The 14891-nt window shown below is 70.4% G+C and carries 11 protein-coding genes; 8 read left to right on the top strand and 3 right to left on the bottom strand.

All coding sequences use genetic code 11. From position 1 onward, the window contains the following. The first annotated feature begins 64 nt into the window (after positions 1–64). The 3 genes from AB0C20_RS30160 to AB0C20_RS30150 all read left to right on the top strand — a co-directional run bounded on the left by AB0C20_RS30160 (position 65) and on the right by AB0C20_RS30150 (position 5824). Complete coding sequence (locus AB0C20_RS30160; protein WP_357569223.1) at positions 65–4432, top strand: LamG-like jellyroll fold domain-containing protein; 4368 nt, start codon at positions 65–67, stop codon at positions 4430–4432. After that, on the top strand, positions 4422–4745 hold the full coding sequence (locus AB0C20_RS30155; protein WP_357180848.1) for a hypothetical protein: 324 nt from the start codon (positions 4422–4424) through the stop codon (positions 4743–4745). Before AB0C20_RS30160 ends, AB0C20_RS30155 begins: the two co-directional genes overlap by 11 nt. A 386-nt stretch (positions 4746–5131) precedes the next feature. Next, a complete protein-coding gene (locus AB0C20_RS30150) occupies positions 5132–5824 on the top strand; it encodes a lysophospholipid acyltransferase family protein (protein WP_357180845.1) in 693 nt (230 codons plus the stop codon). Between the two features lie 28 nt (positions 5825–5852). Here the strand turns inward: AB0C20_RS30150 and AB0C20_RS30145 are convergent, their stop codons facing one another. Beyond that, positions 5853–9344 carry an adenylate/guanylate cyclase domain-containing protein gene (locus AB0C20_RS30145; RefSeq protein ID WP_357569225.1) on the bottom strand — a complete coding sequence of 1164 codons (3492 nt, stop codon included), beginning with the start codon at positions 9342–9344 and terminating at the stop codon, positions 5853–5855. A gap of 137 nt (positions 9345–9481) precedes the next feature. Here AB0C20_RS30145 and AB0C20_RS30140 point away from each other — a divergent pair, with 137 nt between their 5' ends. After that, the gene (locus tag AB0C20_RS30140) at positions 9482–9739 is read left to right on the top strand and encodes a hypothetical protein (RefSeq protein ID WP_196918950.1); all 258 of its coding nucleotides are present in this window, start codon (positions 9482–9484) and stop codon (positions 9737–9739) included. A gap of 57 nt (positions 9740–9796) precedes the next feature. On the opposite strand, the gene AB0C20_RS30135 is transcribed toward AB0C20_RS30140, so the two are convergent. Then, positions 9797–11017 carry an MFS transporter gene (locus AB0C20_RS30135; RefSeq protein ID WP_357569222.1) on the bottom strand — a complete coding sequence of 407 codons (1221 nt, stop codon included), beginning with the start codon at positions 11015–11017 and terminating at the stop codon, positions 9797–9799. A 210-nt stretch (positions 11018–11227) separates the two neighbouring features. Between AB0C20_RS30135 and AB0C20_RS30130 the strand changes: the two genes are divergently transcribed. Further along, entirely contained in the window at positions 11228–11395 is a 168-nt protein-coding gene (locus AB0C20_RS30130; RefSeq protein ID WP_357180837.1) for a hypothetical protein, read from the top strand. A gap of 139 nt (positions 11396–11534) precedes the next feature. Here AB0C20_RS30130 and AB0C20_RS30125 read toward each other — a convergent pair whose 3' ends face one another. Next, positions 11535–12227, bottom strand: coding sequence for a Crp/Fnr family transcriptional regulator (locus AB0C20_RS30125; protein WP_091407574.1), 693 nt, complete (start codon positions 12225–12227; stop codon positions 11535–11537). Positions 12228–12496: 269 nt separating this feature from the next. Here AB0C20_RS30125 and AB0C20_RS30120 point away from each other — a divergent pair, with 269 nt between their 5' ends. From AB0C20_RS30120 to AB0C20_RS30110, 3 genes are all read left to right on the top strand, one after another. Beyond that, entirely contained in the window at positions 12497–12994 is a 498-nt protein-coding gene (locus AB0C20_RS30120) for a polyadenylate-specific 3'-exoribonuclease AS (RefSeq protein WP_357569224.1), read from the top strand. Positions 12995–13072: 78 nt separating this feature from the next. Then, complete coding sequence (locus tag AB0C20_RS30115) at positions 13073–13576, top strand: pyridoxamine 5'-phosphate oxidase family protein (RefSeq protein WP_357180833.1); 504 nt, start codon at positions 13073–13075, stop codon at positions 13574–13576. A 162-nt stretch (positions 13577–13738) separates the two neighbouring features. Beyond that, positions 13739–14767, top strand: a complete 1029-nt coding sequence (locus tag AB0C20_RS30110) for a 6-phosphofructokinase (protein ID WP_091408060.1) — start codon at positions 13739–13741, stop codon at positions 14765–14767. The last annotated feature ends 124 nt before the right edge of the window (positions 14768–14891 follow it).

Genomic DNA, 14891 nt, shown 5'->3' with positions numbered 1-14891 from the left:
TCGCCCGCGCGCTGGTCACCGAGCCGACGGTGCAGCTGGCCGACGAACCATTGGCGCCGCCGAGGTGGACTACACCACACTCATCCTGCCCGAACCATCACTGGCCCAGGTCAACACCATCGGCGGCGGCTGGATCACCTTCGCCAAGAACTCCGATGGCGCCACCTTCACCCCGGAGCCCGGCTCGGAGGGCATGGTGCTGAGCAAGGTAGGCGGTACCGCCTACCGGCTGACTGAGTTGGACGGCACCATCACCGAGTTCACCCAGCAGGGCACCGTGTGGGCGGCCACCTCGTCCTGGACGGCCGACTCGAGCAGCACGTCCCGCTACGTCTACGACACCGCCGGCGGCCGTCTGCTGCTCAAGAGGGTCATCAACCCGGCTGAGCCGGGTGTCGGTGACTGCGCCGCCGCCACTCCGGAGCGTGGCTGTGAAGTGCTCGAGTACGAGTACGCGACGTCAACCACCTCCGGGCTGAGCCAGACCGTCTTCGGCGACTACACCGACCGCGTCTCCGGCGTGAAGCTGTGGACCTGGGATCCGGACACCTCGGCGGTGACCGCCACCCAGGTCAGCCGGTACGCATACGACGACCTGGGCCAGCTCCGCGAGGTGTGGGACCCTCGGGTCAGCCCGGTGTTGAAGACCGCTTACGAGTACGCGGGCGGCCGGGTCGCCAAGGTCACCCCGGCCGGGGAACTGCCGTGGAACTTCGACTACGGCAACCCCGACGTCGACTCCGCCGCGCTGCGGTGGGATCTCGACGCGGGCTCCGGCACCAGCGTCGCCGACTCCTCCGGTGGTGGCCGCACCGGTACCATCGCCTCCGGGGTGTCCTGGGCGCAGGGCAACGACCCGGACAACCCGGGCGACCGGGCGGCCGCGCTGACCGGGGCCACCGGCCAGCAGATCAGCGTCGCCGGTACCGCCCTGTCCAACACCGCCTCCTACACCGTCTCCGCCTGGGTGCGGCTGACCGACAAGTCCGTCAACCGCACCGTCGTGTCCAAGGACGGGTCGCGGACCAGCGGCTTCTTCCTCAACTACGTCGCCGCCGACGACCGGTGGGCGTTCTCCCGGGTCAGCGCCGACAGTGACAGCGCCACCCCGATCCGGGCCACCTCCAACACCACCCCGGTGCTCGGCAAGTGGACCCACCTCACCGGCGTCTACGACACGGCCAGCGGCCAGATGAAGCTCTACATCGACGGCGTGCGGCAGACCACCACTGCCGCGGTCGGCGGCTGGAACGCCACCGGCGGCTACGTCGTCGGCCGGGCCAAGTGGGCCGGCGCCGCCTCGAACATCTGGCACGGCGGCATCGACGACGTCCGCGTATACGGCAAGGCCCTCACCGACGCCCAGGTGGCCGACCTGGCTGGTGACGAGAACACCGGCAAGCTGCTCAAGGTACGCCGCGCCGCCCTCCAACAGGGCTCGAAGACGGCCACCGACGGTGACACCGCCACCACTGTCGTCTACAACGTCCCACTCACCCAGGGCGCCGGCGGCCCGTACAACCTGGACTCCGCCGCCATCTCCACCTGGGGCCAGGTCGACCTGCCCACCGACGCGACGGCCATCTTCGGTCCCGAGGACAACCCCGGCCGCAGCAGCGCCACCCCGGCCGCGCCCGGCACGAACGGCTACCGGTACGCCACCGTCCACTATCTCTCTGCCGGAGGTAAAGAGGTCAACACCGCCACCCCGGGTGGCTACATCGATACGAAGGAATACGACCGGTTCGGTAACGTGATCCGGCAGTTGGAGGCGACCGATAGGGCGTTGGCTCTGGGTACCCTGCCCAACGCCGCCAGCGACCTGGCCGAGTTGGGTCTGGCCGGCTCGGACACGGCGGCCCGCGCGCTCGCGTTGTCCACCATCAGCACGTACAGCTCCGACGGAGTCGATCTCGTCGACGTGGTCGGGCCCACATCGACGCTGGTGCTGGAGAACTCGCTGGCCGATCCGGACGGAAGCCAACCACTTCCCGCTCTCGCCGCAGGCGCGACGGTCATCGGACGGCGTCACGTGGTGAACGTCTACGACGAGGGGAAGCCGGACGGCGCGAGGTACCACCTGCTGACGACGAAGCGCCAGGGCGCGCAGATCGTCGGCTACCCCGACGGGGACGTCCGGGTGACCAGTCACGGGTACGACCCGGAGCATGGCGGAGTCTCCGGTTGGACGCTGAAGACGCCGACGAAGATGGTGACCGACGCCGGCCCCGGCGGCGCGCAGATGACCGGCTACGTGGTCCACAACTCGGCCGGCCGGGTGTTGAAGTCCTGGGGTATCGGCTCGAATGGCGCCGATGCGCGCACCCGCCGCACCATCTACTACACGGCGGGCGCGAACGCTGAGGACGCGGCATGCGGCAACCGCCCTGAATGGGCCGGCAAGGCATGCGTCACTGGCCCGCTCGGCCCGGTCACCGGCCACGATCCCGCGAGGATGTCCACGGACCTTCCGGTCCGGCGGGTGCTCTCCTACACGCGCTACGGCGACGAGGCCGTCGTCAGCGAGACCGCGGCGGGGAAGGCCCGGACCACCACGACGACGTACGACTCAGCCACCCGGGTGGCGAGTACGACGATCACCGCCGACGAGGGCGCCCCCGTCGGGTCCGTGGTGAACACCTACAGCCCCGCGAGTGGCGTGCTCACCGAGTCCACCATGGGCGGCGCGAAGATCACCAAGGACTACGACCTGCTCGGCCGGCTGGTGTCCTACACCGATGCCGACGGCGCGACGACGAGTACCGAGTACGACAGGTTCGGCAAGTCCGTGAAGGTCAGCGATCCGACCGGTAACTCGACCTACGGTTACGACCGCGACGTGGAACCGCGCGGGCTGGTGACCAGCTTCGTGGACAGCGTGGCGGGCGTGTTCACCGCCCGATACTCTCCGGACGGAGAACTGGTCCGGTTGACGTATCCCGGCGGGCTTACCCGCCAGGATCGGCTGGATGCCAACCACCAGCCCGTGGAACGCAGCTACATCCGGGACTCGGACAACGAGGTGGTCTACTCGGAGTCGATTGTCGAAAACGCCGCCGGCCAGTGGGTGGATCATTCCTACACGGGCGGAAGCAAGAAGTACCGGTACGACCGGACCGGGCGGCTGATCCGGACGCAGCATGACAGCGCCGTCACCGATGGGTGCGTCACGCGAACGTACGGCTATGACGACCGGACGAACCGCACGGGAAGCGCCCGCTTCGGTCCGGCCACCGACGGTGCCTGCGAAGAGGGCACCGCGACGTCCACCCAGTCGCACAGCTACGACACCGCCGACCGGCTGACCGATGACGGGTACGGCTATGACGCGTTCGGCCGCACGACGGCGATGCCAGGAGGTCTGCTCAACAGCTACTTCGTCAACGATCTGGTGCAGGGCCAACAGATGGCAGACGCACGGCGGACCTGGAGCCTGGATCCGGCGCACCGGTTCCGCGCGTTCACCACAGAGACGCTGGCCGACGGCAATTGGGTGACCACGGCCTCGAAGTTGAACCATTATGGCGATGACTCCGACGAGCCGCGCTGGATCACCGAGGACGTCGCCACTGGTGACGTCACGCGCAACGTGTCCGGGCCCGAGGGCGATCTCGTCGCCACCACGTCAGCCACCGGCGACGTCCGACTCCAGTTGGTCAACCTCCACGGCGATGTGGCGGCGACCATCGATACCGCCCTGGTCGAGCCGGAGTTCTTCGATTTCGACGAGTTCGGCGCGGCCTCGTCGGGGCAGGCTGACCAGCGGTACGGGTGGCTGGGCGGTAAGCAGCGATCGAGCGATGCGTTGGGAGCCGTCATCCTGATGGGAGTCCGGCTGTACAGCCCCGGCCTTGGCCGGTTCCTCCAGGTCGACCCCGTTGCCGGCGGCAACGCCAACGACTACGACTACTGCTCCGGTGATCCGATCAACTGCTTCGACCTCGACGGCCGGTGGGGTTGGAAGCGGAGTTGGAAGCGGGTGGGGAACTGGTGGAACAAGCACGGCGGTAAGGTTTCGGCGGGACTGGCGATCGCCGGGTTCGCGGCGTGTGCGGTGGCCACCGCCGGTGCCTGCGTCGCGGTCGGCGCGGTGGCTGCGGGTATCTCGGTTGCCGGACGGTACGGCATGTACCAGGCCGGACGCTCGACCAGGAGGCAGGCGATCGTCGGGTCTGCGCTGGACATCGGCCAGGCGCTCCTGCCGGGTGCCCGCCTCACCCGCAGGGTGAAGATTCCGAAGACCTTCCGCAAGACGCGGTATGTCCGGAGTTGGGGCGTCACCCGTATCAAGTGGCGGGGAAGCAAGATCAAGAATCGGAGTTACTCCTGGCGGGAGTCGTATTACCGCAACCCGCGCCGTACCATCCGTAACACGTGGATCCAGTTTGGTAGCGCTCAGTTCAGCAACTGGAGAGGCACCCGTGGCTACTGAGTACGAGGAGCTGAACATTCCGCCGGAGTTCCAGACCTATGCGGACCGCCATCACTTGGAGTATCGGCAGACACCGCCCGGAATCGCGCTCTACCTCGGCGTGGGAGCACTGTTTCTGGGGCTGCTGTTCAGCACCGCGCCCATGGTCTCCTCCGACCGGACCATCGGTTACGGGATGCTCGGGCTCGGCGTCGTACTCCTCATCGCCTCTCGCGTGCTGCATGTCCGCAAACGGCGGCACGAGGAGGAGTTGTACGACCGGTACTTACGGTGGAAGGCGCAGCAGAGCGAGCATCTGGACGCGCAGGAGTAGCTGACTCTGGCTTGGGCAGGTGGTTGACGACCTCGAGCCGGGAGCGCACCGATTGGCGCCACCGACGTGAATGTGGCGATGGGGCTTACGAAGGCTGGCGAGCCCCATCGCCAGGTTCCTCGTCATCACCACCACGACCGGCGGTTCAGGTCCTCCGATGGCTCTGTTGGCCGTCATCCTGGGATCCACTGTTCGCGGCGGTTCTCGCCACACCCTTCGGTCTGGCCGGCGCTGCCATGTGGATCGGCAGCACCAGTGTCACCGGTGGTGTGCGGGACGACTGTCGTTCGTCCGTTGTGGTGGGAGCGCTCGCTTCGTAGGCTCGTCGCGACGGCGGCGCTCCCGGGCATGGTGCTGTCGCGGGCACACCACGGGAAAGGACGCCGGTGCTCTACTGGCTGCTGAAGTACGTCATCCTCGGTCCGCTGCTCAAGCTGATCTTCCGCCCGCAGGTGGAGGGCCTGCGCAACCTGCCGGCGACCGGTCCGGTGATCCTCGCGAGCAACCACCTCTCCTTCTCCGACTCGATCTTCACACCGTTGATCACCGCCCGGAAGGTCACCTTCGTCGCCAAGGCCGAGTACTTCACCGGCAAGGGGGTCAAGGGCTGGTTGACCAAGATGTTCTTCGTCGGCACCGGCACGATTCCGGTGGACCGCTCCGGTGGCCGGGCCGCGCGCGCCGCCCTGGACACCCAGTTGCAGGTGCTGCGGGCCGGGGGAGTCGCCGGCATCTACCCCGAGGGCACCCGCTCGCCGGACGGGCGGCTCTACCGGGGCAAGACCGGAGTGGCCCGGCTCGCCCTGGAGAGCGGCGCGGTGGTGGTGCCGGTGGCGATGCTCAACGCCGACGAGATCCAGCCGCCGGGCAAGCTCATTCCCAAGATCGACCGGGTGAGGATCCGGTTCGGGGCGCCGCTGGACTTCTCCCGCTACGCCGGACTGGCCGGCGACCGGTTCGTCGAGCGCGCGGTCACCGACGAGATCATGTACGAGTTGATGGAGCTTTCCGGTCGGGAGTACGTGGACGTCTACGCCCAGAAGCTCAAGCAGCCCGTCCCGACGCCGCTGGCCGCCTGAGCACCCCCCGGCCAGGCCCGGACGGCGATCAGGGCAGGTGGAGCAGGGCGGGGGTGTGGTGGCGGGTGGCGAAGTCGTGCAGGCGGGCGCGGGTCGCCGCGGCGGCGGGTGGGTCGGTCTCGGCCAGCGGGCCGATGGCCAGCGCCAGCGTGATGATCTCGTCGGTCACGTCGGCCATCCGGGCGTAGCTCGCCGCCGCCGAGCGCAGCAGGTGCGCCGCGGTCGAGGCGTCCCCGACGTGCCGGGCCAACGTGGCGTCGGCGACCTGACCGGCCGCGTGAGCCCACGGGGTCGTCCGGGGCGCCCGGTCGAGCATTTGCCGGACCAGCCGGGCCGCGTCCGTGCCGAGCACCCCGGCGACGTGCCCGACGGCCGGCACCCACTCCGCGAATGGAATCATCCGGGTGCGTTGCCAGTCCTCGTCCAGCTCGGTGAGCAGCGCCATCGCCTCGTCACGGCGGCCCTGCACCGCCCTGCAGAGGGCGGCGTGCGCCAGGGTGGAGCGCAGCACCCGGTGGAATCCGCTGCGCCGTGCCGCGAGTAGTGCCTGCTCGATCAGGTCCCCGCTCGCTCGGTCCGGCCCCGCAGTCTCGTCGGCCCCCACGGGCGGGACCAACTCGGCTCCGGCCAGCCCGCGCATCCAACCCGAGACCGCCACGATGTGCAGGTCCCACTCGGCGGTCGGCCGTCGGGTCGACTCCGCCGCCATCGCCAGCGCCGCCGTCCAGTCACCCGCGTAGTACGACCGCGCCCACTGGTCGGCGAAGCTGGTGGCCAGGCTGTGCTCGCCGCCCAGGTCGAGGGTGAGCTGCTCGTCGACCAACCGGGCCGAGCCGGCCAGGTCGCCCTCCTCCTGCAACGCCCAGGCCAGGTTCTGCACCGCTCGGCGCCGACTGGTGAGTCGTTCCACCCGGCAGTGCTCGGTCACCTCCGCCAGCTCCGGGAACGCCTCGGCGGAGCCGGCCAGGTAGCGCGCCACGGCCAGGGTGATCCGCGCGTTGGCCTGGACCTCGCGCAGCTGGAGCCGCTCGGCGAGGGACTCCGCCGCCCGCGCCGCGGTGCACGCCGGCTCGGTCTCCGCGTTGAGCATGTGCACCCGGGCCAGCTCCAGCAGGGCGCTCGCCTTCTCCTGACTGTCCGGTAGGTCGCTGTAGATGCCGATCGCCTGGTCCAGGAAGTGCAGGGTCGTTGAGCGGTCGGCCCGACTCCACGCGGCGGTGGCGAGCAGCGTCCAGGCGCGGGCCGCCCCCGTCCGGTCGCCGCTGGTGGTGAGCCGCTCGGCCAGCCGGGTCAGGGTGTCCGTGCCCCCCGCCACCAGGAAGGCGTCCCCGTCCCGATAGAACGCCAGCTCGGCCTCGAAGAGCTCCAGCGCCGGGTCCGGCCCGACGTCCAGGGCCAGCGCCCGGCCGACCAGCGCGGCGGCGGTGTCCAGCGCGTGCAGCTCGTACGCCCGGCGGGCCGCCCGGTGCAGCGCGGCCCGCGCCGGCGGGGCGTAGGGGGCGGTGTCCAACCCGACGGTCCGGGCGATCTCGTGTGCCGCCCAACGATGGTTGGCCAGCACCTCGGCCAGGTCGTACTGCCGGCCGTCGGTGAGCTGTGCCATCCAGTCGGCGGTGCGTTGGTGGCGCAGCACCCGCTCGGCCCTGGGCAGCCGCTGGTAGCAGACGTCGCGCACCAGGATGTGCCGGAACCGGTACTCGGGCTGGCCGGGCATCGTCGACGTGCTCTGCTCGTACACCAGGTCGCGACGTTGCAGGCGGTCCAGCGCGCGCTCCACCCACTCCACCGGCCGCCCCAGCGCCATCGCCACCGGCGCGGCCCAGAACACCACGCCGACCACGGCGGCGGCCTGGAGCACCGCCCGATCGGCCGGGTCCAGCAGGTCGAGCCGGTTGGCGATGACCGCCTGCACGGTGCGGGGCATCTCCGCGCCGCCGTCGAGGTCGAGGCGGGGCGTCGGACCGACCGCGTCGAGCAGGCCGCCGTCCAGCAGCATCCGGGCGTATTCCTGGGCGTAGAGCGGGTTGCCGTCGGCGAACTCGATGAGCGGCGTACGCGAGCTGGAGGGCAGCGTCGCCTGCCCGAGGAGCAGCGAGTAGAGCGTGTCGATGTCGGTGTCGTGCATCGGCGGCACCGAGATGGACATCGCGCCACTGATCGTGCCGGTCCAGGCGGGATTCCGTTCCCGCAGCTCCGGCCGGGCGGTCGCGACGACCAGCAGCGGTACGCCGCGCGCTGAAGCGCCCAACTGCTCGACGAAGGCGAGCATCGCCTGGTCCGCCCAGTGCATGTCCTCGAAGACCAGCACTGTCGGGCCGGTGGTCGCCAGGGTGATCAGGAACCGCCGCCAGGCGGCCTCGGTCTCACCGGGGGTGAGCCGTTCACCGGGCACGCCGATCAGCGGCCCGAGCGCCTCGGCCAGCCGGGTCGCGTGCGGGTCGGCGAGCTGCCCCAGCCGGGACCGCAGCCGCTCACGCAGCGCGGCCGGGTCGTCGACCTCCGGCACGCCCACCCAGGTCTTCACGATGTCCGACAGGGCGGCCCAGGTGACGTTCTCGCCGAACGGCGGGCACTGCCCGACGAGCCAGGTGATCGGCGGGCCGGGCATGCTGCCGGCGTGCCGGGCCAGTTCGCGCAGCAGTCGGCTCTTGCCCACACCGGCCGGGCCGAACACCGTCACCAACTGGGAGGTCCGCTCGGTCACCATCCGGTGCAGTGCGTTGACCAGCAGGCCGCGCTCGTGCTCCCGGTCCACCATCGGGGTCAGCTCGGCGCCGCGCGGGTCCCGGTGTGGTCGCACCTGGACGGCCAGCCAGATCCGGCTCACAGCGGACCTGCCGCGCAGGGTGACGGGTGGTTGGTCGGCGTACTCCATCTCGTGTCGGGTGGCCGACCAGGTGCTCTCGTCGACGACGACACCGCCCGGTGGGGCGAACCCCTGCAGCCGGGAGGCCGTGTTGACGACGTCTCCGGTCACGAAGGCCTGCCCACCGTCGCGGGTGGCGGAGAGGTCGACCAGGGCCTCGCCGGTCGCGATGCCGACCCGGAAACCGAGCGGCGGCTGCGGACCGGCGGGCTGGCGGGCCAGGTTCCGTTGCAGCTCCAGGCCGGCGCGGACACACCGCAACGCGTCGTTGTCGGTGGCCACCGGCGCGCCGAACAGGGCCATCGCCGCATCGCCGATGTACTTCTCGACCACCCCGCCGTACTGGTGCACGATCCGGCGCACCGTGGCGAAGTAGGTCTGCTGCAGGCTGCGGGCCTGCTCCGGGTCGGCCCGCTCCGCGTAGCTGGTGAAGTCCACGATGTCGACGAAGAGCACGCTTACCTGACGCCTGTCCTCCTGCACCGCGACGACGTGGTCCCGCAGCGGCTGACCACAGCTGGTGCAGAAGTTGACCTCGGTGCTGTTGGCGTGCCCGCAGTGCGCGCAGTTGACCCCGAGCGGCTGGCCGCACCCGCCGCAGAAGCGGTCGTCCGGCCCGGCCGCGCGGGCGCAGTGTCCACACTTGAGGTCGATGGTCAGCTCCGTGGGCGAAAGAGGTCAGTATCGCGGCCGGTCGGCCCAGTCGGGTACCCGACGTGCGGACGGGCAACGGCATCGATCGGTCGGGGTTAGTGTTCCGTACCAGGAAGTTTCATGTCAGGGAGAGTGCCGTGCAGGTACGACTGTCCGCCTCGTGGACCGATCCGGGTGGCACGCAGTGGGCGCCGGGGGACACGATCGACGTCGATGCGGTCACTCTCGCCGAACTGGAGGAGCAGGGCATGGTGGAAGAGCCTGAGGGTCAGTCGGGCGGGTCGGGGGAGACCACGACCACCTCGTCGAGCACGTCCACGGCTGGTAAGCCGACCGATCCGAAGAAGATCGGTCCGGGGCCGGGCGCGCCGCCGGCCGACGGCAAGGAGAACTGATCGTCCGGGTGCGGTCGGCGGGCCAACGGTCCGCCGGCCGCACTCGTCTGTCCGGTCTCACCCGTTGGCCGCCGCGAACCTGCCCGGTGCCGGCAGCCGTAGCCCCAGGGCCCGGGTGAGCAGGGGCGCGATCAGCCCCAGGGTGGCCAGCACACCCAACCCCGAGATGACCAGCAGCCATCGTGGCCCGACCACCGCCAGCAGCGGCGCGCCGACGGCGTAGGCCAGTGCCTCCGCCGCGTACGGGAACATGTAGACGGTGCCGAACACCACGCCGAGCCGTTCGGCCGGCACGTTCTGCTGGATGAGGGTGTCGGCGGCGACGTTGTGCCAGCCCGCGCCGACACCGGCCACCGCCTGACCGGCTATGGCGAGCGCGATCACCGGACTGAGGCCGGTGACAAGCGTTCCGGCGCCGAGTGCGAGCAACGCGCCGTAGAGGATCAGGTCCATTCGGATGCGTACGCCGGTTCTCGCCAGGCACATCGGACCGAGCACCATGCCGACGCCGTAGGCGGTGCCCAGCAGACCGATAGTGACCTCGGTGGCGCCCAGCTCGGCGCGTCCGAGGGGGACGATGGCGAGGTTGTCCAGCGCGGCGAACATCACCATCACCAGGAACCCGACCGAGACCGCACGGACGACGCTGTGCCCTCGGACCACACGCAGCCCTTCGCGCAGCACCGTGTGCAGGGGCTCGGACCGGCGGGTCGCGCCGGTCGTCGATAGCGTCCGGACTCGGCCGATCAGCAACGCGGAGAGAACGAAGGTCGCCGCGTCCACGAGCAGCGTGGCGGTCAGCCCGAGGGTCGCCAGCAGGAGGCCGCCGACGGCTGGCCCGGCAGCGAGCCCGATGTTCATGCCCGTCGCGAGTTGCGCGTTCGCCGCCGGCAGTTGCTCGCGTTCGACCAGGCGGGGGAGCAGGCTGCGTCCGGCGGGAGTGAACGCGGTGGCGGCAGTGGTCGCCGCGGTGATCAGCGCCAACAGGACGGGCAGGGGCGGCGCGAGCAGGGCGACGGCGAGGTACGTCAACGCCTGGGCGGTGTCGCAACCGATCATCAGCCGGCGCTGGTCGAACCGGTCGGCCAGGGCACCGAGCAACGGCCCGAGCAGCCGGGGCACCGTCGACGCCAGCAGCAGCAGGGCCACCGCGCCGCCGCCGTGCCGGTCGTAGACGGCGATCAGCAGCGCCGTCCGGGCCAGCTGGTCACCGGTGTACGACACCAGGCGCGCCGACCAGTACCGACGAAATGCGACATTGCCGCGGAGTAATGACATGACCGTTGGCTCCTCACTGCTGCGGGTATGTCGGCGCGGGCCCTGGAACAGGGGCGGGCGCGGCAACCTTGTCAGCGTGGTGTGGGAGCCAGCAACCGCTCTTCAGCCAGTGATTTATGTCGATTTGTCCTATTTTGTCCCACCGCTCTACGCCGTAGCGTCCTCGGCAAGACAGGCACGACAGGCGCCAACATTGACCAGGGGGACGAGATGGCGACCACGACGACGACCACCACCACCGCGAGCGGCTGGGCCGGACCGGGCATCTGGGCCGGGCCGGGGTTCTGGGCCGGGCCGGGGATCTGGGCGGGCCCCGGCTACCAGTCGACAGCGGCCCGTTGGCCGGGCGCGACCCGCTGGCTCGGCCCGACCCGCTGAGCCCCACGCGCTGAACCGCGAGCACGGTGACGCCGGCTGCCACTGGCAGCCGGCGCAGCCGTGCGTACGGGTAGGAGAGCGGGCGGCGACGGGTGGCGGTTGTCCAGATCGGACGTCCGACCGGCGACGGGCCGGTCGGTCAGCGGTCGGCCATGCCGGCGCGGCGGCGCAGCGCGGCCACGTCGGTCACCACGATCCGGCGGCCCTCGGTGCGCAGCCAGCCACGGCTGGCGAACGAGCCGATCGCCTGGTTGACGCTCTGCCGGGAACCACCGGCCATCTCGGCCAGCTGGCTCTGGTTGAGCTCGATCGTGATCATCGGTGCCTGGCTCTCGCCGGCCAACCGCACCAGCGTCTTCGCCACCCGACCGGGCAGGTCGAGGAAGACGTGGTCGGCGTTCTGCTCGGTGAGCCGGCGGATCAGCCCGCCCAGTGAGCGCATCACCGCGTCCAGGATGCGGGGGTTGGAGTGCACCAACTCCATGAACGCGCCCCGCGAGAGCGCGAGCGCCGCGCAGTCCTCGATGGCCTCCGCCGAGGCGGAGCGGGTGGACGCGTCGAGCAGGGAGACCTCACCGAGCACGTCCGGTGGACGGATAACCGACAGCACGGCCCGCTCACCGGTGGGTGCGGTGCGAAAGACCGCCACCGCGCCGCGGCGCAGCACGATCAGGGACTCACCGGGGTCGTTCTCCACGAAGAGCAGTTGGCCCTTGCGGTAGGTGCGCGGAACGGCGGCAGCGATGACACGCTGCCGCACCTCGGGCTCCAGCCCGGCGAACATCTCGACACCCGTGAGCGCGTCACCCGGCTCCGGCAGGCGAACCTCCACGGCCCAACCCCTCCCCCGGTCATGGACCACAACTCGCTCACCGGGCGAACCTGATGGGCCCCGACAAGGTGAACTGACACCGATTCGGCGTCCGGTAGCGGTACACATCAGATCATGACGGTCCGGTCGCTTGCTGTACACCCCTCGAAGCACTTCCGTGACCGTCACGAGCTGCGACGTGCCGATCACGAGGTGTCGCCGGAGCTCGGTCGACCTCCGGACGGGCCCCGCCGGATGCGGCCGTGCGGCGGTGGGCGAGGATGCCCGGAATGGTCTACCGCTACTTCTACGACTGCGAGTTCATCGAGGACGGCACCACAGTCGACCTCGTCTCGATCGGTGTCGTCGACGAGTACGGCCGCGAGTTCTACGCGGTCTCCACCGAGTTCGACGACTCCCGCGCCGTGCCCTGGGTTCGACGCAACGTGCTGGACAAGCTCCCCTCCCCGGCGGACCGGGCCTGGCGCTCGCGTGAGCGCATCCGCGACGACCTGTACGACTTCCTGATGGAGCCGATCCGGGACCGGCCGGGCGAGCAGTTGGAGTTGTGGGCCTGGTTCGCCGCGTACGACCACGTGGTGCTCGCCCAGCTCTGGGGCGCGATGCCGGCGCTGCCCCGGGAGGTTCCCCGCTACACCAAGGAGCTGCGGCAGCTCTGGGACGACCGGGGCCGGCCGCCCCTGCCGGACGCGGACGCGGCCCGGCACGACGCTCTGGTCGACGCCCGGCACAATCTGGCCCGCTGGCGGGCGATGACCGCCCGTTGAGTGGTGGCCGCGCCGCCGTAGGTTTGACCGGTTCTGTCCCGGGCAACGGTTCGACCAGCCGAGCCGAGGGAGATTGCCATGAGCGACCAGCCGAGCAGCGCCGCGGAGGCACGCGCCCGGGTCACCGGCCTGGCCCGGGCCGCGCGGATCTGCATGCTCACCACCACCGCTCTGGACGGGCGGCAGGTGAGTCGACCGATGGGGCTCCAGGAGGCCGAGTTCGACGGCGAGCTGTGGTTCTTCGCCTACGCCGACTCGGCCAAGGTCCGCCAGATCCGGGTGAACCCGGAGGTCAACGTCGCCTTCTCCGATCAGAAGCACAACGCGTGGGTGTCGATCTCCGGCACCGCCACCGAGGGGTTCGACCGGGCCCGGGCCGAGCGGCTGTGGAACCCGTTGCTCAAGGCGTGGTTCCCCGACGGGCTGGACACCTCCGGCCTCACGCTGATCAAGGTGCACGCCAGCTCCGCCGAGTACTGGGACTCCCCGAACAGCACCGTGGTGAACCTGCTCGACTACGCGAGGGCCGCGGTCACCGGCCGGCCGCCGAAGGGCGGCGAGAACCACGAGGTGACCTACTGACCGGGGGCGGGTGCCCGGGGCGCGCTGTCGTCGTACTGGCGGGCCGACTACAGTTCGCAGTGACGGCCCGCCCCGGGCCGGCAACGGCGCCGATGGTCTGACCTGACACATACCCTGGGGCATATCGGGCTTTACCTGATGCTCCAGGAGGATGAGCGGATCATGCGTATCGGCGTGCTCACCGGCGGCGGCGACTGCCCCGGTCTCAACGCGGTCATCCGGGCGGTGGTCCGCAAGGGCGTCGCCACTTACGGTCACGAGTTCGTGGGCTTCCGGGACGGCTGGAAGGGCCCGCTCGAGGGTCTGTCCCGCCCGCTGGACATCGCCGACGTTCGCGGCATCCTGCCCCGCGGCGGCACCATCCTCGGCTCGTCCCGGACCAACCCGTTCAAGATCGAGAACGGCGTCGAGCGGATCAAGGACAACCTCGCCGCCCAGGGCGTGGACGCGCTGATCGCGATCGGCGGCGAGGACACCCTCGGCGTTGCCACCAAGCTCTACGAGCTGGGCGTGCACGTCGTCGGCGTGCCGAAGACGATCGACAACGACCTTGGCGCCACCGACTACACCTTCGGCTTCGACACCGCTGTCAACATCGCGATGGAGGCCATCGACCGGCTGCACACCACAGCGGAGAGCCACCACCGCACCCTGGTCGTCGAGGTGATGGGCCGGCACGCCGGCTGGATCGCCCTGCACGCCGGCCTGGCCGGCGGCGCCAACGTGATCCTGCTGCCCGAGCGTCAGTTCGACGTCGACCAGGTGGCCGGCTACGTCGAGAAGCGCTTCCAGCACCAGTACGCCCCGATCGTCGTGGTCGCCGAGGGCGCCCAGCCGCTCGACGGCCAGATGGTCCTCGCCAACCAGGAGCTCGACTCGTTCGGCCACGTCCGCCTCGGCGGCATCGGCCAGTGGCTCGCCGAGCAGCTGGAGGCCAAGACCGGCAAGGAGGCCCGCACCGTGGTGCTGGGCCACATCCAGCGCGGTGGAACCCCGACCGCCTTCGACCGGGTGCTCGCCACCCGCCTGGGCCTGCAGGCCATCGACGCCGTCAACGACGGCGACTGGGGCAAGATGGTCGCGATGCAGAGCACCGACATCGTCCGGGTGCCCCTCGCCGAGGCCACCCGCGAGCTGAAGACCGTGCCGCTGGAGCGGTACGCCGAGGCCGAGGTCTTCTTCGGTAGCTGATCGATCGTCGGCGGCGCGGCGGGCCTGCGCAATTATCAACCCGGCGCGACGGCGCGTCGTCGTAACGGCCGGTACGCAACAGACGCCAACCAGGCCTGGAGGCGGTTTCTTGCCACCGTCGACG

Source organism: Micromonospora sp. NPDC048843 (genome assembly GCF_040649965.1).
Taxonomy (GTDB): Bacteria; Actinomycetota; Actinomycetes; order Mycobacteriales; family Micromonosporaceae; genus Micromonospora; species Micromonospora hortensis.
Note: the sequence above shows the minus strand (reverse complement) of the source record. Positions and strands in the feature narration are given on the sequence as shown.

What these genes read in the sequence shown, in the direction of transcription:
- AB0C20_RS30120 (WP_357569224.1), top strand. Translation starts at nt 12,497, where the DNA reads ATGGTCTACCGCTACTTCTACGACTGCGAGTTCATCGAGGACGGCACC.
- AB0C20_RS30115 (WP_357180833.1), top strand. Translation starts at nt 13,073, where the DNA reads ATGAGCGACCAGCCGAGCAGCGCCGCGGAGGCACGCGCCCGGGTCACC.
- AB0C20_RS30110 (WP_091408060.1), top strand. Translation starts at nt 13,739, where the DNA reads ATGCGTATCGGCGTGCTCACCGGCGGCGGCGACTGCCCCGGTCTCAAC.
- AB0C20_RS30135 (WP_357569222.1), bottom strand. Translation starts at nt 11,017, where the DNA reads ATGTCATTACTCCGCGGCAATGTCGCATTTCGTCGGTACTGGTCGGCG.
- AB0C20_RS30130 (WP_357180837.1), top strand. Translation starts at nt 11,228, where the DNA reads ATGGCGACCACGACGACGACCACCACCACCGCGAGCGGCTGGGCCGGA.